At 56.9% G+C, this 22895-nt stretch carries 23 protein-coding genes and 2 tRNA genes; 16 read left to right on the top strand and 9 right to left on the bottom strand.

Translation table 11 applies throughout. From position 1 onward, the window contains the following. Window positions 1-17 precede the first annotated feature (17 nt). The gene (locus PUZ33_RS08255; RefSeq protein ID WP_058680340.1) at window positions 18-1526 is read left to right on the top strand and encodes an NCS1 family nucleobase:cation symporter-1; all 1509 of its coding nucleotides are present in this window, start codon (window positions 18-20) and stop codon (window positions 1524-1526) included. Beyond that, complete coding sequence (gene guaD / locus PUZ33_RS08250) at window positions 1526-2842, top strand: guanine deaminase (protein WP_058680339.1); 1317 nt, start codon at window positions 1526-1528, stop codon at window positions 2840-2842. Before PUZ33_RS08255 ends, guaD begins: the two co-directional genes overlap by 1 nt. Here the strand turns inward: guaD and uraH are convergent. Both uraH and uraD read right to left on the bottom strand, forming a co-directional pair. Then, complete coding sequence (gene uraH, locus PUZ33_RS08245) at window positions 2822-3145, bottom strand: hydroxyisourate hydrolase (RefSeq protein ID WP_013097234.1); 324 nt, start codon at window positions 3143-3145, stop codon at window positions 2822-2824. The two genes, guaD and uraH, sit on opposite strands and share 21 nt — an antisense overlap. Beyond that, a complete protein-coding gene (uraD, locus tag PUZ33_RS08240; RefSeq protein ID WP_045295752.1) occupies window positions 3142-3642 on the bottom strand; it encodes a 2-oxo-4-hydroxy-4-carboxy-5-ureidoimidazoline decarboxylase in 501 nt (166 codons plus the stop codon). Before uraD ends, uraH begins: the two co-directional genes overlap by 4 nt. Window positions 3643-3882: 240 nt before the next feature. Here uraD and hpxO point away from each other — a divergent pair, with 240 nt between their 5' ends. The 3 genes from hpxO to PUZ33_RS08225 are packed head-to-tail and all read left to right on the top strand — an operon-like array spanning window position 3883 to window position 7052. Beyond that, window positions 3883-5037, top strand: coding sequence for an FAD-dependent urate hydroxylase HpxO (hpxO, locus tag PUZ33_RS08235; RefSeq protein WP_058680337.1), 1155 nt, complete (start codon window positions 3883-3885; stop codon window positions 5035-5037). 17 nt (window positions 5038-5054) lie between these two features. Next, window positions 5055-6089, top strand: a complete 1035-nt coding sequence (gene hpxD / locus PUZ33_RS08230) for a molybdenum cofactor-independent xanthine hydroxylase subunit HpxD (RefSeq protein ID WP_038985564.1) — start codon at window positions 5055-5057, stop codon at window positions 6087-6089. A 12-nt stretch (window positions 6090-6101) separates the two neighbouring features. Further along, a complete protein-coding gene (locus tag PUZ33_RS08225) occupies window positions 6102-7052 on the top strand; it encodes a PDR/VanB family oxidoreductase (RefSeq protein WP_058680336.1) in 951 nt (316 codons plus the stop codon). Between the two features lie 44 nt (window positions 7053-7096). Here the strand turns inward: PUZ33_RS08225 and PUZ33_RS08220 are convergent. After that, window positions 7097-7184: transfer RNA gene (locus PUZ33_RS08220), tRNA-Ser, on the bottom strand. A 236-nt stretch (window positions 7185-7420) separates the two neighbouring features. Here PUZ33_RS08220 and PUZ33_RS08215 point away from each other — a divergent pair. From PUZ33_RS08215 to PUZ33_RS08205, 3 genes are read left to right on the top strand one after another with little or no spacing between them, the layout of a single operon-like run. After that, window positions 7421-8425, top strand: coding sequence for an ABC transporter substrate-binding protein (locus tag PUZ33_RS08215; protein ID WP_058680335.1), 1005 nt, complete (start codon window positions 7421-7423; stop codon window positions 8423-8425). Further along, window positions 8425-9456 carry a FecCD family ABC transporter permease gene (locus tag PUZ33_RS08210; RefSeq protein ID WP_058680334.1) on the top strand — a complete coding sequence of 344 codons (1032 nt, stop codon included), beginning with the start codon at window positions 8425-8427 and terminating at the stop codon, window positions 9454-9456. Before PUZ33_RS08215 ends, PUZ33_RS08210 begins: the two co-directional genes overlap by 1 nt. Next, on the top strand, window positions 9453-10226 hold the full coding sequence (locus tag PUZ33_RS08205; RefSeq protein ID WP_058680333.1) for an ABC transporter ATP-binding protein: 774 nt from the start codon (window positions 9453-9455) through the stop codon (window positions 10224-10226). The genes PUZ33_RS08210 and PUZ33_RS08205 overlap by 4 nt, the downstream gene beginning before the upstream one ends. 49 nt (window positions 10227-10275) lie before the next feature. Here the strand turns inward: PUZ33_RS08205 and PUZ33_RS08200 are convergent. Both PUZ33_RS08200 and PUZ33_RS08195 read right to left on the bottom strand, forming a co-directional pair. After that, window positions 10276-10363, bottom strand: a tRNA-Ser gene (locus tag PUZ33_RS08200). Between the two features lie 143 nt (window positions 10364-10506). After that, on the bottom strand, window positions 10507-12135 hold the full coding sequence (locus tag PUZ33_RS08195; RefSeq protein ID WP_045295746.1) for an ABC transporter substrate-binding protein: 1629 nt from the start codon (window positions 12133-12135) through the stop codon (window positions 10507-10509). Window positions 12136-12404: 269 nt separating this feature from the next. On the opposite strand from PUZ33_RS08195, the gene yccA reads away from it, so the two are divergent. Beyond that, window positions 12405-13064 (top strand): FtsH protease modulator YccA, encoded by a 660-nt coding sequence (gene yccA / locus PUZ33_RS08190; protein WP_013097244.1) that lies wholly within the window; start codon window positions 12405-12407, stop codon window positions 13062-13064. A gap of 87 nt (window positions 13065-13151) precedes the next feature. Beyond that, window positions 13152-13481, top strand: a complete 330-nt coding sequence (gene tusE, locus PUZ33_RS08185; RefSeq protein WP_013097245.1) for a sulfurtransferase TusE — start codon at window positions 13152-13154, stop codon at window positions 13479-13481. On the opposite strand, the gene yccX is transcribed toward tusE, so the two are convergent. Further along, a complete protein-coding gene (gene yccX, locus PUZ33_RS08180; RefSeq protein WP_013097246.1) occupies window positions 13478-13759 on the bottom strand; it encodes an acylphosphatase in 282 nt (93 codons plus the stop codon). The two genes, tusE and yccX, sit on opposite strands and share 4 nt — an antisense overlap. 92 nt (window positions 13760-13851) lie before the next feature. On the opposite strand from yccX, the gene rlmI reads away from it, so the two are divergent. Together rlmI and hspQ are read left to right on the top strand one after the other, a co-directional pair. Then, the gene (gene rlmI, locus PUZ33_RS08175) at window positions 13852-15042 is read left to right on the top strand and encodes a 23S rRNA (cytosine(1962)-C(5))-methyltransferase RlmI (RefSeq protein WP_013097247.1); all 1191 of its coding nucleotides are present in this window, start codon (window positions 13852-13854) and stop codon (window positions 15040-15042) included. A gap of 60 nt (window positions 15043-15102) precedes the next feature. Next, a complete protein-coding gene (gene hspQ / locus PUZ33_RS08170) occupies window positions 15103-15420 on the top strand; it encodes a heat shock protein HspQ (RefSeq protein ID WP_013097248.1) in 318 nt (105 codons plus the stop codon). Between the two features lie 33 nt (window positions 15421-15453). Here the strand turns inward: hspQ and PUZ33_RS08165 are convergent, their stop codons facing one another. Next, window positions 15454-15870, bottom strand: a complete 417-nt coding sequence (locus PUZ33_RS08165; protein ID WP_020689684.1) for a CoA-binding protein — start codon at window positions 15868-15870, stop codon at window positions 15454-15456. A gap of 171 nt (window positions 15871-16041) precedes the next feature. On the opposite strand from PUZ33_RS08165, the gene csgI reads away from it, so the two are divergent. Together csgI and mgsA are read left to right on the top strand one after the other, a co-directional pair. Continuing rightward, the gene (gene csgI / locus PUZ33_RS08160; protein WP_023619904.1) at window positions 16042-16704 is read left to right on the top strand and encodes a curli synthesis inhibitor; all 663 of its coding nucleotides are present in this window, start codon (window positions 16042-16044) and stop codon (window positions 16702-16704) included. A gap of 80 nt (window positions 16705-16784) precedes the next feature. Further along, window positions 16785-17243: a methylglyoxal synthase gene (gene mgsA / locus PUZ33_RS08155; protein WP_013097251.1), complete on the top strand. Its 459-nt coding sequence runs from the start codon at window positions 16785-16787 to the stop codon at window positions 17241-17243. Between the two features lie 83 nt (window positions 17244-17326). On the opposite strand, the gene helD is transcribed toward mgsA, so the two are convergent. Continuing rightward, entirely contained in the window at window positions 17327-19381 is a 2055-nt protein-coding gene (gene helD / locus PUZ33_RS08150; RefSeq protein ID WP_038985577.1) for a DNA helicase IV, read from the bottom strand. A 122-nt stretch (window positions 19382-19503) separates the two neighbouring features. Between helD and PUZ33_RS08145 the strand changes: the two genes are divergently transcribed. Together PUZ33_RS08145 and yccS are read left to right on the top strand one after the other, a co-directional pair. Further along, window positions 19504-19950, top strand: a complete 447-nt coding sequence (locus PUZ33_RS08145) for a YccF domain-containing protein (protein WP_058680331.1) — start codon at window positions 19504-19506, stop codon at window positions 19948-19950. Between the two features lie 19 nt (window positions 19951-19969). Next, on the top strand, window positions 19970-22132 hold the full coding sequence (yccS, locus tag PUZ33_RS08140; RefSeq protein WP_014831317.1) for a YccS family putative transporter: 2163 nt from the start codon (window positions 19970-19972) through the stop codon (window positions 22130-22132). Here yccS and PUZ33_RS08135 read toward each other — a convergent pair. After that, window positions 22089-22715: a TfoX/Sxy family DNA transformation protein gene (locus PUZ33_RS08135; RefSeq protein WP_038985580.1), complete on the bottom strand. Its 627-nt coding sequence runs from the start codon at window positions 22713-22715 to the stop codon at window positions 22089-22091. The genes yccS and PUZ33_RS08135 overlap by 44 nt on opposite strands. Window positions 22716-22895 lie beyond the last annotated feature (180 nt).

The following is a 22895-nucleotide window of genomic DNA, read 5'->3' as shown; positions in this document are numbered from 1 at the left end:
TCACAGGAGCAGGTTTCATGCCAAACAGACAAAATACGCAACACGGTACGGCCGCTGATTCCGGTGCGGTATACAGCCCACGGCTTTGCAATGAGGATCTGGCACCGACGCGTGACCAGAACTGGAGCTGGTACAACATCTTTTCTTTCTGGATGTCCGACGTCCACAGCATGGGGGGATACGTGGTCGCCGCGAGCTTCTTTACGCTCGGGCTGGCAAGCTGGCAGGTGTTGCTCTGCCTGCTGGTGGGAATTTGCATTGTGCAGCTGTGTGCCAACCTGGTGGCGAAACCGAGCCAGATGGCGGGCGTGCCGTATGCGGTGATCAGCCGTCAGGCCTTTGGTGTGTTCGGGGCGAACATTCCGGCGGTGATCCGCGGGCTTATCGCCTTTGCCTGGTACGGCATTCAGACCTATCTGGCCGCTAACGCCCTGATGCTGGTGGCGCTGAAGTTCTGGCCGTCGCTCTCGTCGCTCACCACCGGCGCGTTCCTCGGACTGTCGCACCTGGGCTGGGTCTGCTTTGCCATTATGTGGGTATTGCAGGCAATGGTCTTCTGGCACGGCATGAATGCCATCAAGCGCTTTATCGACATCGCCGGCCCGGCGGTGTATGTGGTGATGCTGGCGCTGGCAGGATGGATTGTATACAAGACCGGATTCGACGGGATCTCCTTTACCCTCGCCAGCAAATCCCTGAGCGCGGCCGAGCAGACCTGGCAGATGATCACCGCCACGGCGCTGGTGGTCTCCTACTTCTCAGGCCCGTTGCTCAACTTTGGTGATTTCTCCCGCTACGGCAAAAGCATGGGGGAAATCCGCCGCGGCAACCGCTGGGGCCTGCCGTTTAACTTCCTGCTGTTCTCCATCGTGACCGTGGTGATTGTCTCCGGTACCCAGTCGCTGTTTGGCCGCATGATCACCGACCCGATTGAAACCGTCAGCCGCGTGGGCAACGATCTGGCGGTGGCGATTGGTCTGTTGACCATGATCACCGCCACCATCGGGATTAACATCGTGGCCAACTTCGTCTCCCCGGCGTTTGATTTCTCTAACTGTTCCCCGCAGAAAATCAGCTTCCGCACCGGGGGAATGATTGCCGCCGTCGGCTCGATCCTGTTAACCCCGTGGAATCTGTTTAACTCCCCGGAGCTTATTCATTACACCCTGGATGTGCTGGGGGCATTTATCGGTCCGCTGTTCGGTATCCTGATTGCCGATTTCTACCTGATTAAGCGTGGCAAGGTATCCGTGGACGACCTGTTCGATGACACGCCAGAAGGGAAATACTGGTACCGCAACGGCTTTAACCCGAAAGCCATCGGCGCGCTGATCCCCTCGGTTGCCGTCGGGCTGGTGATAAGCTTCATCCCGGCGCTGCATGAGGTGGCAAACTTTAGCTGGTTCATTGGCGTGTTCCTTGGCGGGGTAACCTACCGCTGGCTGGCGCGTGAAGAGCGCGAAGGGGCGTCCGCCGCTCACTTCACGGCACGCGAGGCCACGCAAACAATCAGACAGGAGCCGTGATGGATTACCAGACTGCGATACGCGGTGCATTTTTCGATATCGCCCGGGTCTGCGACAGCGCAGACCTGATTGCCGACCATGCGCGCTACCAGCAGGACGGCCTGCTGTTTATTTACCACGGGAAAATCGTGGCGCTCATGGCCTGGCAGGAGGGAGAGCAATATCTTGACCCGCACAAGGGTTACACCGACCTGCGCGGCAAACTGCTGCTGCCCGGCTTTATCGATACCCACGTTCATTACCCGCAGACCGAGATGATCGGCGCCTTCGGCGAGCAGCTGCTGGAGTGGCTGACCACCTATACGTTTCCGGTGGAGAGCCAGTTTGCCGACGAGAGCTACGCAAAAGAGATCGCGGAATTTTTCATAAATCAACTGGTGAGCCACGGCACCACCACCGCAATGGTGTTTTGCACACTGCATCCGCAATCGGTGGATGCACTGTTTACCGAAGCATCGCGCCTGAATATGCGCCTAATCGCCGGGAAGGTGATGATGGACCGGCACACCCCGGACTACCTGACCGAAACGGCACAACAGAGCTACCAGCAGACGCGGGATCTAATCCAGCGCTGGCACCACCATGGACGGCTGGGGTATGCCATTACGCCACGCTTTGCGCCCACCTCATCACCGGAACTGCTGGCGGCGGTGCGTTTACTCAGAGAGGAGTTTCCGGACACCTGGCTGCAGACCCATCTGAGCGAAAACCCGAACGAAGTGGCTTGGGTTAATGACCTGTGGCCGGAGCATGAACGTTATCTGGATGTCTATCACCACTACGGCCTCACCGGCGAGCGCAGCGTGTTTGCTCACGGGATCCATCTGCACCACAGCGAGTGGCAGTGCCTGCACGACACCGGATCGGCGGTGGCGTTTTGCCCTACTTCCAATCTGTTTCTTGGCAGTGGGCTGTTTCGGTTACCCGCCTGCTGGCATCACAAGGTGCGAATGGGTATCGGCACCGACGTCGGCGCGGGTACCACCTTCAGCATGCTGCGCACGCTGGGGGAAGCTTACAAGGTGGGTCAGTTGCAGAGCTATCGCCTGCGCGCCAGCGAGGCCTTTTATCATGCCACGCTGGGTGGCGCGCATGCCCTGCGTCTGGATGACAAAATTGGCAACTTCGCACCAGGCAAAGAGGCCGATTTTATCGTGATCGACCCGGCCGTCACCCCGCTGCAGCGCCTGCGTAGCGGGCGCTGCAAGGATATCTACGAGCAACTGTTTGTGCTGATGACCCTGGGCGACGAGCGTAATATCAGCCAAACCTGGGTCAACGGCGAGCCAGTGTGGTCAGCTGCCGCGGTAGGTTGACCAGCCGCCAGGGGCAATCACAAACGGCAGATGGAAGTGCTCATCTGCCGTTTCGCCGATAAGAAAATCAATCTGCGCGCAGGGATAGAGCGTGTCGCGCCCCGTTTCGCTAAACCAGGCGCCAGTCTCGGCCACCAGCCGATAGCGGCCCGCAGGTAGGACGGGAACAAATTCGGTGATGCGGCCCTGCGCGTTGGTCACGCCAGTTGCGATGATCTCCGCGTCCTGTTCAAGACGTACCGTCACCCCCTGCGCGGGTTTCCCCGTCGAGATATCCAGAATATGTGTACTGAGCGTGCTCATGCGCCAATGACTCCTTCCAGTCGTAATAAGGTAATTTCCCGCAGCTGATCCAGTGCGGCCTGCACCTCCTGCGCATCGCTGTTTTCCAGCCGCGCGTTCAGGGCCTGCAGGATCTCCTCCCCGCTGCGGCCTTTGGCGCGGATCAGAAAGACGCGCCCGAAACGGCTTTCGTAGCGGGCATTGCCTGCCCGTAACGCCTCAGCAAGCCGGGCATCATCATGATTCACCGCTCCCTGCTCCCGACGCGACAGCGCCGCCTCCGCCTGCGTGCCCATGGGCTTCTCACCGATGCGCGGATGCGCGCTCAGGGCCCGCGTGAGCGCGTGTTCATCCCAGCTTTTCGTCAGCGCCTGGGCCGCATCAAACAGAGCATCCCGGCTCGGATAAGGCCGCCCGGCGACCAGCGCCTCGGCCCAGCCGGGAATGGCCACGCAAGGGTGTAATAGCGTAAGCACCTCTTCGTGACTCCGGTAATTAAAATCGTCCAGCGTTATCATGGTTCCTCCCGTGTCATCATCGTCCCTGAACATTGCACAAAACACGCCACTCTTGCCTGAGACCTGAAACAGTTGATTCCTTAACCCTAAACCGGAAATTATTGATTCATAAAAAGGCATTCCCACCGCGATAACGCACCTTAGCAGTGCAAACATCCCTCCCACAACGCCCTTTACCGCACTCTGCAGCCTGGTACGCAAATTGCTGATGTTAATGACACCCGGCAAAAGGAGAGAAGCATGAAAGCAATCGTCATTGGTGCGGGCATTGGTGGCCTGAGCGCCGCTGTCGCGCTGGAAAAGGCGGGCATCGACTGTACCGTGTTTGAAGCAGTAAAAGAGATCAAACCCGTTGGCGCGGCCATCTCCATCTGGCCCAACGGGGTGAAATGCATGCAGCACCTCGGCATGGGCGACATCATTGAGACATACGGCGGGCCGATGCGTTTTATGGCCTACAAGGATCACCGGCGCGGCGACACGTTGACCCGCTTTAGCCTGGCCCCGCTGGTGGAGCGCACCGGGGGACGCCCCTGCCCCGTCTCGCGCGCTGAACTGCAGCGCGAGATGCTGGACTTCTGGGGTCGCGAGCGGGTGCAGTTCGGCAAGCGCGTCGAACACGTCCGGGAAGATGATGCTGGCGTCAGCGTAACATTTACCGACGGCAGCACGGCGACGGGCGATTTTCTGATTGCCGCCGATGGCAGCCATTCGGCGGTGCGCCCGTACGTGCTGGGGTATACCCCCGAGCGCCGCTACGCCGGTTACGTTAACTGGAACGGACTGGTGAAGATTGATGAAGAGATTGCCCCCGCCCACCAGTGGACCACGTTCGTGGGTGAAGGCAAGCGTGTGTCGCTGATGCCCGTCTCCGGTGGCCGCTTCTATTTCTTTTTTGATGTCCCGCTTCCCCTCGGTCTGGCGGAAGATCGCACCACCCTCATAGCCGATCTCACGGGTTACTTCCGCGGCTGGGCGCCGCCGGTGCAGAAGCTGATCGCCGCGCTGGATCCGGATACCACCAACCGCATTGAAATCCACGACATTGAGCCCTTCGACAGCCTGGTACGCGGCCACGTGGCGCTGCTCGGCGATGCGGCGCACAGCACCACGCCGGATATCGGCCAGGGCGGCTGCGCGGCGCTGGAGGATGCGGTGGTGCTGGGTGATTGTCTGCGCGAAAACCACAACATTACGCTGGCGCTGCGGCAGTACGAAGCCCTGCGCTGCGACCGGGTACGCGACCTGGTGCTGAAGGCTCGCAAGCGCTGTGACGTCACGCACGGTAAAGATATGGCGTTAACCAGAGCCTGGTATCAGGAGCTGAGAGAGGAGACCGGGGAGCGCATCATCAACGGTTTGTGCGACACCATTCAGGGCGGACCATTAGGCTGAACGTAAGAGGGATACACATGAATAAAGCACCTGTACCACCCGCCCATTGCACGTTTGAGCCAGAGGACTGGCTGCGTCTGGCAAAGTGCTGGCATCCGGTTGCGCGCGCCTGCGACATTGGCGCGGCGCCGGTTAAGGCGACCCTGCTGGACGAAGCGCTGGTTATCTACCGCGTGAACGGCCAGGTCGTGGTCGCTCGCGACGTTTGTCCACATCGCGGCGTGCCGCTGACGCTGGGCTTTCATGATGAGCACGGGATTATCTGCCCCTACCATGGCCTGCGCTTCGGGGAAGATGGCCGCTGCAACCGTATTCCCTCCAGCCCCGACCAGCCGGTACCGGCGAAGCTGAACCTGATTAACTACGCCGTGGAGGAGCGCTTTGGCTTGATCTGGACGTGTCTGGCGTTTGACCCGGACAACCCGATGCCGCTGCCCACCATGCCGCACTGGGATGACGACGGCTTTCAGCAGATCAACTGTCCGGCGTTTGAGGTGAATGGCTTCGCTGGCCGCCAGGTGGAAGGATTTCTGGATGTGGCGCATTTTGCGTGGATCCACACCAGCACCTTTGCGGACCCGGATAACCAGCTCGTCCCGACCTATCAGCCACAGGAAACACCGTTTGGTTTTGTAGCGGACTACTGGAGTTCGGTGAGCAATTATCCCGCCAGCGCTGACGTGCAGGCGCCGGAAGGTTTCCAGTGGCTGCGCCATTTTGAAATGCATTTGCCGTTTACCGCCACCCTGACGATCCATTTTCCGGGCGAATCCCGGCTGGTGATCATGAACGCCGCGTCGCCGGTCTCGTCACGCGTCACCCGCATGTTTGCCCCGATTGCGCGCAACTTTGATCTGCATATCCCGGTGGAAGAGGTGCATGCCTTTAACCTGCGGATTTTTGAGGAAGACCGCCTGATGGTCGAGACCCAGCGCCCGGAAAGTTTGCCGTTGGATCTGACCCTTGAAGCCCATATTCCCGCGGATAAAAGCTCGATTGCCTATCGCCGGGGGCTGAAAAAGATGGGTTTTGGCGCGTTTTTCCTGGTCTGATGGAGGGCTGTCATGAGTGATATTTTAAGCGTTATCGTCGACGGGCTGTGGCGGCAGGGGAACAAAAGCCTCGCCGTCAGGCTGGTGGCGGAAAACGGTGAAGCGCTGCCAGAGTGGCAGCCCGGTGCACATATCGACGTGCATCTGCCCTGCGGGGTTATACGTCAGTATTCCCTGACCGGCCCATGCGGGCGTGAAGGCTATCTGATCTGCGTGGGCCGGGAAACCGCCTCGCGTGGCGGGTCGCGCTATATTCATGAGACGCTGCGTCCCGGTCAGACGCTGCTGATCTCCGCACCGCGCAATCTGTTTGCCCTGCAGAAGGCCGAACGGGTGTTGCTGCTGGCTGCGGGGATCGGGATTACGCCACTGTATGCCATGGCCCTGCAGCTGGAAGCAGCCGGAACCCCGTTCACTCTGCACTATTATGTCAGACACGCTGAAAGCGCGGCTTTCGCCCGCGAGCTGGCGCAGCTGAAGCACGGCGAATGCGTTATCCATACCACCAGCCCGCGCACGTTGCTGGCAGAGCATATACCGGTGGCCGCGGCGGGTCTTCACGCCTGGGTCTGTGGCCCGGCCGGGTTTATGGAAAAAGTACGTGAGGTGGCGACGGCGAAAGGCTGGGATGGCGCCACGATCCACAGCGAGGCGTTTCAACCCGCTGCGCCTGATACCGGCGCTGAAAGCGGCGAGATCTTCACGGTTAAACTGGCCTCCTCCGGAGAGCGCTGGCCTGTGCCCGCAGATAAAACTATTGCCCAGGTGCTACAGGAAAACGGTGTGGCCGTTCCACTCTCCTGCGAGATGGGGATCTGCGGTGCGTGTCTGACACCGGTGATTGACGGCATTGTGGATCACCGGGACAGCGTACAGTCAGAGGCAGAGAAAAACGCCCCGAACCCGCATGTGGCGCTGTGTTGCTCAAGAAGTCATTCCGCTGAGCTGGTGATTGGGCTATAAAACGAAAAAACCCTGCGATAGTGCTATCGCAGGGTTTTCGAATTTGGCGGAAGCGTAGAGATTCGAACTCTAGAACCCTTTCGGGTCGCCGGTTTTCAAGACCGGTGCCTTCAACCGCTCGGCCACGCTTCCAAAGTGAGGCGCACTATAAACATCTCTGAGCATGATGTAAAGCGTGAAATTGCATAAAGTTACACTTGCTCACCATCACCCCGCCCTCTGGCGTCATGACTCACTTCGGCGACGTTAATCTGGATGTGAAGTTTCCCTCTCATTACAGGCACCGGCAAATGTCCGGCAGGCAGCGTGTTGCGCTCAATCACAATATATGCATTATGTTATAACATAACAATTTGGGATTGATTTTTATGCTTCTGAAAAAAGGGTTATTACTGACAGTACTGCTGGCCATGGCACCAGCCACGTTTGCAGCAACAACTTACCCGCTGACGATTGAAAATTGCGGCGTCAGGCAGACCTTTACGCAAGCGCCACAGCGCGTCGTTACCGTGGGTCAGCATGAAACGGAATTGCTGCTCGCGCTGGGGCTGGAAAAATCTGTCGCCGCAACTTCAGTCTGGTTCGGCAAACTCCCGGATTCGCTGGCTGATGCCGGAAAAAAACTCCCCCGGCTTGCGGATAACTCCCCCTCTTTTGAAGCCGTGGAGGGACAAAAACCGGAACTCGTCCTCGCTCAGTATCACTGGCATATTGGCCCGCAAGGCGAGGTGGGAACACGCGAGCAGTTTGCATCACTGGGGATCAAGACGTGGATCTCCCCTGCCGACTGCACGGACAAAACGGTGACGGCAACCTCAAACTCAGACGGGGCACGGAGCACGCCGTTTTCACTGGCAGAAATAAAACACGAAGTCACAGACCTGGCCGCCATCTTTGATGTTCCCGCGCGCGGCGAGCAGCTCAATCGTGAGCTGACAGAACGGATTCAGAAAGCGCAGGCGCGCATCTCAGCAAAACCCCTGAAGGTTGTCTTCTGGTTTTCAAGCAGCCGCCTGAATGGCGATCCCTGGGTGGCAGGGAATTACGGCGCGCCTGGCTGGATAAGCCGCACGCTGGGGTTAAAGAACGTTATTGACTCGCATGATGAATGGCCCGCTGTCACCTGGGAACATATTGCCCAAATGCAGCCAGACGTTATCGTCATCGCTCAGATGTCACGCAGGCTCTACCCTGCCGATGACGCCGCGGTAAAAGAGGCCTTTTTACGACGCGATCCGGTGACAAGAAACATTCCGGCGGTCAGGAATAATCAGATTATTGTGGTGCCCGCAATGTCGTTAAACCCTTCTTTGCGTAACGTCGACGCGGTTGAGCTTATCAGCGATCGGCTGGCTTCATTCCAGGACGAATAATGAGTCATGTATTTTCTCCCCGCCGCCAGCAAGGGTTAATGGCGGCAGGCGCCGTGGCATTGCCGCTGATGCTGGTCTTTGCCGCGAGTATCGGCGATATGCCGGTATCATATGCCGTTACCGGAAAAGCGATCCTCAATGGTCTTGGGCTGACTGCATACGTTCTGCCGCAACCCGAGGAAGGCATTGTCTGGCAGTACCGCATGAGTCGCGCACTCATGGCTGCTTGCAGCGGCGGCGGCCTGGCGCTGTGCGGGCTGGTGCTCCAGTCAATACTGCGCAACCCCCTGGCGGAGCCCTATCTGCTGGGCATCTCAGCAGGCGCTTCGCTGGGGGCCGTCTGCGTGATGCTGCTCGGTATCGGGGGGAGCGTGATTGGCGTGAGCAGCGGTGCGTTTGTTGGCGCCTGCGCCGCTTTTGCGCTCATCATGTTGATTACAAACGGCATGAGCGCAAGCCCGTCGCGCATTTTGCTGGCAGGCATTGCGGGCACACAGCTCTTCAACGCCATGACCGCGTATATCGTCAGCACCTCCGCCAATGCCGAGCAGTCGCGTAGCGTTATGTTCTGGTTAATGGGCAGCCTGAGCGGTGTGCGCTGGCCGGACGCGCTGCTGGCGCTGGTCGTTACGTTAACGGGCCTGCTGATGGTATGCCTCTTTGCGCGGGCGCTGGACACCTTTACCTTTGGAGACGAGGTCTCTACCACCCTCGGGATTCCGGTGACCGCTGTACGAATTATCCTGTTGCTGACCTGCGCGTTCGTCACCGCAACCCTGGTCAGTGCCATAGGCGCAGTGGGATTTGTGGGGCTGGTCATTCCCCATGTGACGCGCATGCTCAGCGGTCCGGGCCATCGCCGCACGATCCCGCTGACGTTTCTTATCGGCGCGCACTTTATGATCCTGGCCGATGTCGTGTCACGCACGCTGATTGTGCACCAGGTGCTTCCCATCGGCGTGGTGACGGCACTGGTGGGCGCACCTGTCTTTGTGGCGCTGCTTTATCAAAACCGGAAGGAGCATCCATGAATATTTCCGTCTCCGGGTTAAGTGTGACCCGACAAGCACAGACGGTGCTTGAGGATATCGATCTCGACCTGTCATCCGGGCAGATTGTCGGCCTGTTAGGGCCAAACGGCTCGGGCAAATCAACGCTGCTACGCTGTCTTGCCGGGCTGTTTCCACACCACAGTGAACGCGTCGCGCTTAATGGCACGTCGCTTAGCGTGATGCCGTTAAAAACGCGCGCGCGGCAGTTAGCCTTCGTCCCGCAACATGCCAACGTTGAGGGAGAACTGACCGTCGAGGAAATCGTGCGGCTGGGACGTACGCCTTACCGGAAGGCGTTTCAGAGAAGCACTCGCGATGATGATATGGCGGTGGAAGAGGCGATTAGCCTCATGCGGCTATGCGGATTACGCCAGCGGCGGTGGCAGCAACTGTCTGGTGGGGAGCGTCAGCGAACCCAGATAGCGCGAGCGCTGGCACAGCAGCCCCGGGTGTTGCTGCTTGATGAGCCGACAAACCACCTGGACATTCAGCACCAGCTGGAGCTGATGCGACTTATATCGCAACTGCCTCTTACGGTGGTGGTGGCGCTGCACGATCTCAATCTGGCGGCCAACTACTGCCAGCGGCTGATCCTTCTGAAGGCCGGGCGTATCGCGGCCACGGGCGCGCCTGCGGAGGTGCTCACCCCTGAAAATATAGAGCAAACCTGGTGTGTCAAAGCGAGCGTCTACAGGGCAGACGCCGGGATGACGATCGGCTACAACATGGGCGGCATGGCGGAAGTGTAGAGCCAAAGCAAAAAACCCTGCGATATTGCTATCGCAGGGTTTTCGAATTTGGCGGAAGCGTAGAGATTCGAACTCTAGAACCCTTTCGGGTCGCCGGTTTTCAAGACCGGTGCCTTCAACCGCTCGGCCACGCTTCCTAAGTGAGGCGAACTATAAACACCTCACCGCAGGCTGTAAAGAGCACGCGCATTCGTTCGCTTTAAAAATAGCCAAATTACGTTTAATCGGTTGAATAGACAACATATTGGCCATTTTGCCAGCACAACATCCAGCGATTGTCTTAGTGTTTTTTGATGTACATATCTTTCGTATAGTAATACCCGAGCTTATCCGGCGTGAATCCCCCCACCCACGGCTTCACCAGGTGCGTACGAACGTAGTGATAGACAGGGATCGCCGGCACATCACGCCCCAGCAAATCCTCTGCCTGTTGATAAAACTTACCGCGCTCTTGTGCCGTTTTCGACTTCGCCGCATTCACCAGCGCTTGATCGTACTCAGGATTGCTGTACTGCGTGGTGTTTTGGCTATCCCCGGTACGGAAGTTATTCAGGAATGTGGAGGCGTCATCGTAATCGGCAATCCAGGCGTAGCGCACCGCGTCAAAGTTATGGGTGTGCATGGTATCGAGCATGGTTTTCCACTCCTGGTTCTGCAGCTTCGCCTCGACGCCCAGATTTTTCTTCCACATTGAGCTGGCAGCAATCGCGATACGCTGGTGCGTTTCAGAGGTGTTATACAGCAGATTAAAACTCAGTGGATGGCTGGCGTTATACCCGGCCTCTTCGAGCAGTTTTTTCGCCTCGGCAATTCGTTTGTCCCGCGGCCAGCTGGCGTAATCCGGGTTCTGTAACTTAACGCCACCAATGTCCGGCTGGCTGATAAGCCACGCCGGACGCTGTCCCTGCCCCATCACTTTATCTGCGATGATGTCTTTATCGAGCGCCATATTGAGCGCCTTACGCACGCGCGCATCGTTGAACGGCGGGCGGGCGGTGTTGAATTCGTAATAGTAGGTGGCAAGCTGCGGGGAGACATCCAGCTGACTGCCCAGCGTTTTCTTAAGCTGGGCGAACTGGTTGACTGGCACCGTGTAGACAATATCGATTTCTCCCGCTTTATAGCGGTTCACATCAGCCGCCTCGGAGGTGATAGGCAGATATGTCACCTTGTTGATCACAGTATGGGCATTATCCCAGTAGCGCGGGTTACGCTCCGCCACAATGCGTTCGTTAACTACCCATGAGGACAGCTTATAGGCGCCGCTGCTGACGATGTGCTCGGGCTTGGTCCACTTATCGCCGAAACGCCCCACCAGGACTTTATCTATCGGCACCAGAGACGGGTGTGCCAGCATCGCCAGGAAAGCAGCATTAGGCTGCGAAAGCGTGACTTCCAGCGTGGTGTCATTGATGGCTTTCACGCCCAGCGTATCGGGCGCTTTTTTGCCTTCGGCAATTTCATTACCGTTGACAATAAGCATGCTTCCGGGATAGCTGGCATACGGTGAGGCGGTTTTTGGATCGACCAGTCGCTGCCAGCTCCAGACGATATCTTCCGCGGTGATGGCGGTACCGTCGCTCCAGGTGATGCCCGGACGCAGATGGAACGTCCAGACGGTGTTGTCCTTGTTCTCCCATTTTTCCGCCAGCCGTGGCTGGATTTCACCCGCCGGGGAGACACTGACCAGCCCGTCGAATAAATCGCTGATAATATTGAATTCGACATCGCTTTCGACTTTATGCGGGTCGAGCGAAGCGGGTTCACTTCCGTTATTCCTGACCAGTTCCTGCTTATCGGCCAGCTGCGTTCCTGCCGGCACGTTAGCCGCCCAGGTTGCCGTGCTGGCGCACAGGATCCCGGCCGCCAGTAAAGAGAGTGTAAAGTGAATGCGTGTTTGTGGTTTCATTTCCTTCGCCTTATTGTCTGTTTTGTGACGATCCGGAAATAACTCTTAGCGGCCTTATGGTAATAAGGCAATATTTTTCAGTAACCTATAAGAGCTTGATCTGATTAATTGTGCCAAACCGCTGTTCATACTGATGAAACGTCTTTTTGCAGAAGAAATAACCAGCTCCGGCGCTAACCTGCTGAGTAAAGATGGGTAAAACCACTTTGAGACTGGCGCGCCGTTTCCTATTCTTTCCGTTAATTACATCTGTCATAAGAGAGTGACTCATGGATCGTATAATTACTTCCTCACGCGACCGCACATCGCTACTCAGCACCCACAAGGTGCTGCGCAATACGTACTTTATGCTCAGCCTGACGCTGGCGTTTTCGGCGATCACCGCCACCGCCAGCACCGTGCTGATGCTGCCGTCTCCGGGGCTGATCCTGACGCTGGTGGGGATGTACGGTCTGATGTTCCTGACCTACAAAACCGCTGACAAACCGGTCGGTATTCTTTCCGCGTTCGCCTTTACCGGCTTCCTGGGTTATATCCTGGGGCCAATCCTGAACGCATACCTGTCTGCCGGCATGGGTGATGTGATCGGTATGGCGCTGGGCGGCACCGCGCTGGTGTTCTTCTGCTGCTCCGCCTACGTGCTAACCACCCGCAAGGACATGTCCTTCCTCGGCGGTATGCTGATGGCAGGTATCGTGGTGGTGCTGATTGGTATGGTGGCTAACATCTTCCTGCAGCTCCCTGCCCTGCACCTGGCGATTAGCGCGGTGTTTATCCTGCTGTCATCCGGCGCGATCCTGTATGAAACCAGCAACATCATTCACGGCGGTGAGACCAACTACATCCGCGCCACCGTGAGCCTGTATGTGTCGCTGTACAACATCTTCGTCAGCCTGCTGAGCATCCTGGGCTTCGCCAGCCGGGATTAAGCCAGAGTGTTGTGTACCGAGCCCCGCTTATGCGGGGCTTTGTTTTTTGGTACACTGCGGCGGTTTTTGACTGATGCGTGAATAACTATGTTGAGCTTTGAAGGTAAAGAGATCGAAACCGATAACGACGGTTATCTGAAAGACAGCCACCAGTGGAGCGAGGCGCTGGCGGAAGTGATTGCAGAAAAAGAGGCGATCGCGCTCTCCCCTGAGCACTGGGAAGTGGTGCGCTTTGTGCGCGAGTTCTATCTCGAATTCAATACCTCTCCGGCTATCCGGATGCTGGTTAAAGCCATGGCCAATAAATTCGGTGAAGAGAAAGGCAACAGCCGCTATCTGTATCGTCTGTTCCCGAAAGGCCCGGCCAAACAGGCCACCAAAATTGCCGGCCTGCCTAAACCGGTGAAATGCATTTAGTAGCGAATACCGAAGTTCATGTATTCCCGGCCGGGTTGATGCGGTTCGGTTAAGACCTTATCAACCCGGGCACTGCGCGGCCCACCCGCTTTCAGCCACGCCAGCAGTTTTTCAACCTGCTCTGCCTCGCCACAGGCGACCACCTCAACGCTGCCATCATCCATGTTTCGCGCATATCCCGTTAGCCCAAGCTGAACGGCCTCGCGCTGCGTGCTGTAGCGGAAGCCCACGCCCTGAACGACGCCGTGAACCCAGGCGATAGTGCAGACTTTTGACATCTTCCTTCTCCTTATCCGTCTGGCGCGTTGCATTTCCCCGGCGAACTCGGGAAAATGGCGGCCATTTTCTTGAATCGACAGAATAGCAAATTATGAGTGTACGTTTAGTGTTGGCCAAAGGGCGCGAGAAGTCATTACTGCGCCGTCATCCCTGGGTCTTTTCCGGCGCGGTTGCCCGTATGGAAGGTAAAGCCAGCCTCGGTGAAACCATTGATATTGTTGACCATCAGGGGAAATGGTTAGCACGAGGCGCCTACTCGCCAGCCTCCCAGATCCGCGCGCGCGTCTGGACCTTCGACAAAGATGAAACCATCGATATCGACTTCTTCGTGCGTCGTTTGCAGCAGGCGCAGCAGTGGCGCGACTGGCTGGCCAAACGCGATGGTCTGGACAGCTACCGCCTGATTGCCGGAGAGTCCGACGGTCTGCCGGGCGTGACCATTGACCGCTTCGGTAACTTCCTGGTCCTGCAGTTACTGAGCGCTGGGGCGGAATACCAGCGCGCCGCGCTGATAAGCGCCCTGCAGTCTCTGTTCCCGGAGTGCGCCATCTATGACCGCAGCGATGTGGCTGTGCGTAAAAAAGAGGGAATGGAACTGACCCAGGGTCCGGTGACCGGCGAACTGCCGCCTGCCCTGCTGCCTATCGAAGAACACGGCATGAAGCTGCTGGTGGATATTCAGGGTGGTCATAAAACGGGCTATTACCTCGACCAGCGTGACAGCCGTCTGGCCACGCGTCAGTACGTTGCCGACAAACGCGTGCTCAACTGCTTCTCTTACACCGGCGGCTTTGCGGTATCGGCTTTAATGGGCGGCTGCGCGCAGGTGGTGAGCGTGGATACGTCTCAGGAAGCGCTGGATGTGGCAAAACAGAACGTCGAGCTGAACAAGCTGGATCTGAGCAAAGCCGAATTCATTCGCGACGACGTCTTCAAACTGCTGCGTAAATATCGCGATCAGGGTGAGAAGTTTGACGTTATCGTGATGGATCCGCCCAAGTTTGTGGAGAACAAAAGCCAGCTGATGGGTGCCTGCCGCGGCTATAAAGATATCAACATGCTGGCCATTCAGCTGTTGAACCCAGGCGGCGTGCTGCTCACCTTCTCCTGCTCTGGACTGATGACCACAGATTTATTTCAGAAAATCATCGCCGATGCCGCAATAGATGCTGGTCGTGATGTACAATTTATAGAGCAGTTCCGTCAGGCAGCCGATCACCCGGTGATCGCTACCTACCCGGAAGGGCTGTATCTGAAAGGGTTTGCCTGTCGCGTCATGTAACTTGAAAAGAGAAATATTGCCCGCACATAGAGTGTAAGTAGTGTTTCCCGGGAGGTGACTATGATTGCCAGCAAATTCGGTATCGGCCAGCAGGTCCGCCACACTTTGCTCGGGTATTTGGGTGTGGTCGTGGATATCGACCCGGAGTATTCCCTTGATGAACCGTCGGCGGATGAGCTGGCGGTGAACGCAGAGCTTCGCGCCGCACCCTGGTACCATGTGGTGATGGAAGGTGATGATGGACAACCCGTCCATACTTATCTTGCTGAGGCGCAGCTAAGCAGTGAATTGCAGGATGAGCATCCGGAGCAACCCACGATGGATGAACTGGCTCAGACTATCCGCAAACAGTTACAGGCTCCGCGCCTGCGGAACTAAGCGTGTAAAAAAAGCCCGATAACGGGCTTTTTTTTATGACTTTGTCAGCCCCAGCCGGGGGATTTCAATCGCCGGACAGCGGTCCATCACTACCTTCAGCCCCGCCTCGCGCGCCAGCACCGCAGCCTGTTCGTTAATAACGCCTAACTGCATCCACAGCGTTTTCGCACCGATGGCAATGGCCTCCTGCGCCACGCCCCATGCAGCCTCGGAATTACGGAACACATCCACCATATCCACCTTTTCCGGTACGTCGTTTAGCGTGGCGTATCCTGGCTGGCCCAGCAAGGTCTTACCGGCCACTTTTGGTGACACAGGGATAACATGGTAGCCCTGATCGAGAAGGTACTTCATTACCCGATAGCTTGGACGATCCGGTTTATCGCTCGCCCCCACCAGCGCAATGGTGCGTGTGGACGTCAAAATCTCGGCAATATCATTCTCTTTCATGCTTTTCCTCCTGGCTTTTTAACAAGTGTATGTCAAAGCGCACATCTCAACCATCCATCCCATACAGATGTATGAGAGCAAAAGGCCAGAATATGTCTATATGTTAGTAAACATGATTATCGACAAATTTAGATACATTATCGCGGTAAGCGAACGTAAACAGGAGCCCCTATGAAAGCCGGCCTTGCCACTGCTGTGATTGCGTTAGTGATGCCGGTTTGCGTTTTTGCAACCACGCTGCGGCTTTCTTCTGACATTGACCTGCTGGTGCTGGACGGGAAAAAAGTCTCCAGTTCGTTATTACGCGGTGCCGACAGCATCGAACTGGATAACGGCCCTCATCAGGTGGTGTTCCGGGTGGAAAAAACCATCCGCCTTGCTAATCATGAACAACGAACGTACCTCTCTCCTCCGCTGATTATGAGCTTTAACACCCAGCAGGTAAGCCAGGTGAACTTTACGTTGCCGCGTCTGGAAACAGAAAAAGAGTCGGCGACGTTTGACGCCTCGCCGCGTGTGGAACTGGTGGATGGCGATGCCACCCCGATCCCGGTGAAGCTGGATATTCTGGCGCTGACGTCGTCATCGACGGGCACAGATTATGAGGCCGCAACGCAAGCCTATAACAAAGCGGGTAAGCGCGCCTCGCTGCCCCGGTTTGCCTCCATGATGGCTGACGACAGTACACTGCTGTCCGGCGTCTCAGAGCTGGATGTGATCCCCCCTCAATCCCAGACGCTGACAGAACAACGCCTGAAATTTTGGTTTCAGCAGGCCGATCCCGACACGCGAGCCCGCTTTTTACAGTGGGTGAAGCAACAACCTTCGTCGTAAGCCACATTTTTTTCGCCTTTCTCTTGCAGCATCAGGCGGTTCCCGTCATCGTGTAGCCAGTTAACCTGATGGATATGATTATGGAACTGACAACACGCACATTACCGGCACGCAAGCACATTGCGCTGGTTGCGCACGATCACTGTAAACAAATGCTGCTTAACTGGGTTCGTCGCCATCAGTCCTTGCTGGAAAAGCACGCCCTCTCGGCGACGGGCACCACCGGTAACCTTATCCACCGCGAAACGGGTCTGGAGGTGAACGCCATGCTGAGCGGCCCGATGGGTGGCGATCAGCAGGTGGGCGCACAGATTTCTGAGGGGAAAATTGATGTTCTGATCTTCTTCTGGGATCCGCTGAATGCGGTTCCGCATGACCCGGACGTGAAAGCGCTGCTGCGTCTTGCCACCGTCTGGAATATTCCGGTGGCGACAAACCTGTCGACGGCGGATTTCATCATTGAATCACCGCAGTTCAACTCGCCGGTTGAAATTCTCATCCCGGATTATCAGCGTTATCTTTCCGAGAGACTGAAGTAGCGTTATGCCCGGCGGCGCTACGCTTGCACGGGCCAACGAGTTTTGTCGGCCGGGTCAGGCGAAGCCACCACCCGGCAATCCCGCTACGGCTTGCGCGCCACCGGCACATCAATACTCTTCAGAATATCGACAAATACTGACGGCTCCTCTTTGTTGAACAGCAGCCACACGCGATGACGCGCGCGGGTGATCGCCACGTACAGCAAACGCCGCTCTTCGGCATCCGGGAAATCCTCCGGTACCGGCAGTAATGCTTCTTCCATCACCGACTCACGGGCAGGGGCCGGGAACCCATCGCTCCCCTCTTTCAGCCCGACCACAATGACGTAATCGGCCTGCTGGCCTTTGCTTGCGTGGATGGTCATAAAATCAAGCTGCAGCTTCGGCCAGCGAGTCGCCGCCTTCTCCAGCGCCGCAGGTTTTAGATGGTGATAACGCGCCAGTACCAGAATACGTTCATCTGGCTTTGCGTAGCCGCTGAGTTTGTCCAGCAGCGGCTCAAGCTGGTCTTCCGCCAGCAGGGTTACGGCTTTTTTATCTCCCGCCCTCAGGCTATTAAGCGGCTTGGCCAGCTGATGGGGGTTCTGCTGAATAAAGCGGTTCGCAATTTCGCCAATTCGGGAGTTAAAGCGGTAGGTAGTATCCAGATCGCTGCGATCGCCTTCGCCAAAATAGTGATGGAACGCGGTGGTCAGTGAAAGCTGCGCGCCGCTAAAGCGGTAGATGGCCTGCCAGTCATCCCCTACGGCAAACAGAGAGGTATGTTTATTTTGCGCCCGTAACGCCGAAAGCAGCGCGGCACGCTGCGGAGAGATATCCTGGAACTCATCAACCAGAATATGTTTCCACGGGCTGACAAAGCGTCCCTTCTCCAGAATGATGATGGCCTGATGGATCAGGCCTGAGAAGTCGACGGCGTTTTCCTCCTTCAGCGCCGTTTTCCAGGCTTTCAGCAGCGGCGCCATCAGTTTGACCCGCTTTGAAAAAAGCGCGCGGATGTCCTCCGGCGCACTCTCAATCATCTCAGCCTGCGTTCCACCGTGCATGCGCATCAGGCTCACCCAGCGGTCGAGACGCGAGCCAAGCCGTCGCGCCAGCTTTTCATCCTGCCAGAAACTGCCTTCCGGCACGTCCCAGTTGAGCTCGTCTTCCAGCCATTGTCGCCACCCTTTCGCCTGCGCTTTTTTCTCGCTGCACTGCTGCCGCCACGCCTTAATAAACAGGGCCTGACGCGCCTGGGTGTCGTTTTCCAGTTTACTGATGGAAGGGACTTTTTTGCTGCCCTGCTGAATGATGTGCAGGGCAAGGGCATGGAAGGTTCGGGCGGTAATATCCCGGGTGTGCAAACGCTCCTGAATGCGTTCGTCCATCTCCTGCGCCGCCTTGCGACCAAACGCCAGCAGCAGGATCTGATCGGCGACGGCCTCGCCCGTTGTCAGCAACCACCCCGCCCGCGCGACCAGTACGGACGTTTTGCCGCTCCCGGCCCCCGCGAGCACCAGCAGCGATTGTTCGCCGTTAACCACGGCGCGAGCCTGGGCAGGATTCAGCGGCGACGACTCCACCGTACTGAAGAAATCGGCATAGCGGGTGAGCATTTCGTCAGTCCACGCCTGGTTATGCGCCAGCCGGCTCTTGTCTGCGTCGCTCAGCCAGGCCTGACACTGTCGCCAGGCGTCACGGCAATTATCAAACTCATTGAGACGCGTCACCGGTAACGGCAGCGCCGTCAGCGCCTGCCTGATTTTTTGCTGCAGACCGGCGGTCTGCTGACGGGTCAGCCACGTTTGTTGGGCATTACTCTGCGCGATATCACTCAGCACCTGCTGCAGGACCTGTGCGGCTATCACGCTCATATCGTGACTCCACTGCTGCCAGAGCTGGTTCAGATGATGATGAAAACGCTGGGTTTCGCCCCACTCCGTACCGTGAAGACGTACGACTTTATCTGCAGGGAGCACAAACTCCAGTTCGCCCCATACCAGCCCGCGTTTGCAGTGGATGGCCAGGAGTTGATTGAACGGAATGAGGTATTCGTGGCGTTCACCGGAGACCTTTACTCCCGCGTTGAGGAGGACAACCTTGTCGTAAGGGTGTTGCGCCAGGCGTTTGCCCATTGAAGTTGCTTTCAGTTCCATATCCAGCCGGATCCACGAAGAGATGATTGCCTGATAGTTTAACTGCCAGTTTTAAGGTGCTCCAGCCTAAAAAAACGTTACAATCATTGGGCGTTAATTTTATCGAAAGGAAGTGAGGGTTTATGCGTACCGTTCTGAATGTGTTGAATTTTGTGCTGGGCGGTTTTGCCACCACCCTTTCCTGGCTTTTTGCCACCCTGGTGAGCATCGTCCTGATTTTTACGCTTCCCCTGACCCGCTCCTGCTGGGAAATCACCAAACTCTCCTTTATCCCTTACGGGAATGAAGCGGTTCACGTTGACGAACTGAACCCGGAGAATAAAAGCGCGCTGATGAACACGGGCGGAACCGTGCTGAACATTCTGTGGCTGATTTTCTTCGGCTGGTGGCTGTGCGTAATGCATATTTTTGCCGGTATTGCGCAGTGCATCACAATCATTGGTATTCCGGTGGGGATCGCGAACTTTAAGATCGCCGCCATCGCTCTGTGGCCTGTCGGGCGCAAGGTAGTTCCGGTCGAAGTGGCCCAGGCGGCGCGTGAAGCGAATGCACGTCGTCGTTTTCAGTGATTAAGGACTGGCCGCGTCTATGCTAAGCCCACTGCTTCGCCGTTACACCTGGAACAGCTCCTGGCTCTATAACGTCAGGATTTTTATCGCACTTTGCGGCACGGTTGCGCTGCCGTGGTGGCTGAACGATGTCAAGCTCACCATTCCGCTCACGCTGGGGGTGGTTGCGGGAGCGCTGGCGGATCTCGACGATCGCCTTGCCGGGCGTCTGCGCAACCTGGTCATCACCCTTGTCTGCTTTTTTATTGCCTCCGCGTCCGTGGAGTTGCTGTTCCCGTGGCCGTGGCTGTTTGCTTTAGGCCTTACGCTTTCCACCAGCGGGTTTATTTTGCTGGGTGGGTTGGGGCAGCGCTATGCCACCATCGCGTTTGGCGCCCTGCTGATTGCCATCTACACCATGCTGGGGGTGTCACTTTACGACCAATGGTATCAGCAGCCTGTACTGCTGTTGCTGGGGGCCATCTGGTATAACCTGCTGACGTTAACCGGCCATCTGATCTTCCCGGTTCGTCCTCTGCAGGATAACCTTGCCCGCAGTTACGAGCAGTTGGCCCACTATCTTGAGCTCAAATCCCGGCTGTTTGACCCGGATATCGAAGAGGAGAGCCAGGCTCCGCTCTACGATCTGGCTCTGGCGAACGGCCAGCTTGTCGCCACGCTTAACCAGACAAAAGCGTCGCTGCTTACCCGGCTTCGCGGCGACCGTGGCCAGAGAGGGACGCGCAGAACGCTGCACTATTACTTTGCCGCTCAGGATATTCATGAACGCGCCAGCTCGTCTCATGTTCAGTATGCGGCCCTGCGCGAGAAGTTTCGCTACAGCGACGTTATGTTCCGCTTCCAGCGTCTGCTTTCCATGCAGTCCCAGGCGTGCCAGCAGCTGGCGCGCTCCATTCTGCTGCGCACGCCTTATCAACACGATCCACGCTTTGAACGCGTGTTCAGCCATCTTGATGCGGCAATTGACCGCGTGCGAGCCAGCGGAACGTCGCCGGAGCACATTAAAGCGTTGGGATTTTTGCTCAATAACCTGCGGGCGATTGATGCTCAGCTGGCAACGATTGAGTCTGAACAGGCCATGGCGCTGCCGGGCAATGAGGCGGACAGTCAGCTCGCGGATGACAGCGTGCACAGTTTTAGCGATATGTGGCTCCGGCTAAGCCGAAACTTTACGCCGGAATCTGCCCTGTTTCGCCATGCGGTACGCATGTCGCTGGTGCTGTGCGTGGGCTACGCCTTTATCCAGATCACCGGTTTACACCACGGGTACTGGATCCTGCTGACCAGCCTGTTCGTCTGCCAGCCGAACTATAACGCCACCCGACACCGCCTGGCGCTGCGTATTATCGGCACGCTGGTGGGGGTCGCAATCGGGCTACCGGTGCTCTATTTTGTGCCCTCGGTGGAAGGCCAGCTGATCCTCATCGTAATCACCGGGGTGCTGTTCTTCGCCTTTCGTAATGTGCAGTACGCCCACGCGACGATGTTCATCACCCTGCTGGTGCTACTCTGCTTTAATCTGCTGGGCGAAGGGTTTGAAGTTGCCCTGCCCCGCGTGATCGATACGCTGCTCGGCTGTGCTATCGCCTGGGCGGCAGTGAGTTTTATCTGGCCCGACTGGCGTTTTCGTAATTTGCCGCGCGTCCTGGACAGGGCGATGAATGCCAACTGCCGCTATCTGGATGCCATTCTTGAACAGTACCACCAGGGACGCGATAACCGTCTGGCTTACCGCATTGCCCGACGTGATGCGCATAACAGCGATGCTGAACTGGCTTCCGTAGTCTCTAATATGTCAACGGAGCCGCGCGCCACGGCAGAAATTCGTGAAACGGCTTTCCGCCTGCTGTGCCTGAACCATACCTTCACCAGCTATATCTCAACGCTCGGTGCCCACCGCGAAAAACTGACAAACCCGGGCATCCTTGCCTTGCTGGATGATGCTGTCTGCTATGTCGATGATGCGCTACATCACCGCCCAGCCGATCAACCGCGTGTCCAGCAGGCGCTGGATGAACTGGCTCAACGGATTGCGCATCTTGACCCAGGAAACGACAGCAAAGCGCCGCTGGTTCTCCAGCAGATTGGTCTGCTTATCGCTCTGCTGCCAGAAATTTGCCGACTGCAACAGCAAATCGCTACCTGGAGGAGCGATTCTCCTGTGGCTCAGGCAGCGCATTAAACCACTCCGTCAGCTCCCGGCGAATTTCCGCCGGGAGTGCCGCTTCATGCAGGCCTTCAATCGCTCCTTCCAGGGCAAACAGTACTTTGATACTGAGCGCTTTATTTTTTGCCCGCAGCTTTAGCCAGCTCGTTCTGGCTCCCAGCGACCGGAGGGTATCTTCGTTGGTAATCCCGGCTTCACAGAGCAGCACTTCCAGCTGAAAAGTCAGGTTGGGCAGATCCTTTAGCCGGTTTCGCTGGTAGCGTTGTATGCGCTCTTTACGCGCGGCATTAAGCGCGTAAGAGGAAAGCTGAAGCAGCCGCTCCCTGTCCTGCCAGAGACCGTCATCCACACGATAATAGTTGAGAAGGATCGGCCGGCCGCGTTTCATTAAGGTCAAAAAGGAGGATCCGTTTTTTACATAGTACTTCGCACTTTCCTCACAGGCGCGAAGGTAAAGCTCACCGTCTGACACCATGGCAAACACCGCCTCATCGACGGCCAGGGTATAGCCACCAAAAAGCGCACGATGATGAATTTCTCCTAATGGAGAGAGGTATTCCTGGGATTTATAAATCCGTTCATAAGATATCTTTTTCATGATATTTCCATTAAAAATCAGATATTAACGACGACATTTCTTACTAACGGATCCGTTAACAGGAAAATAGGCAACTTATTGCCGATGAGCAAGATGATTTTTTCAGGTTCGCCAGGAATGAATGAATTTTGCGAGTCGCTTTCCGAAATTGAGGTTGATCTTTATGCATACAGGGGTTAC

It is taken from the genome of Enterobacter cloacae complex sp. 2022EL-00981 (genome assembly GCF_028737495.1).
Lineage (GTDB): Bacteria > Pseudomonadota > Gammaproteobacteria > Enterobacterales > Enterobacteriaceae > Enterobacter > Enterobacter cloacae.
The sequence above is the reverse complement of the archived record's forward strand: the minus strand, read 5'-3'. Positions and strand labels throughout refer to the sequence as shown.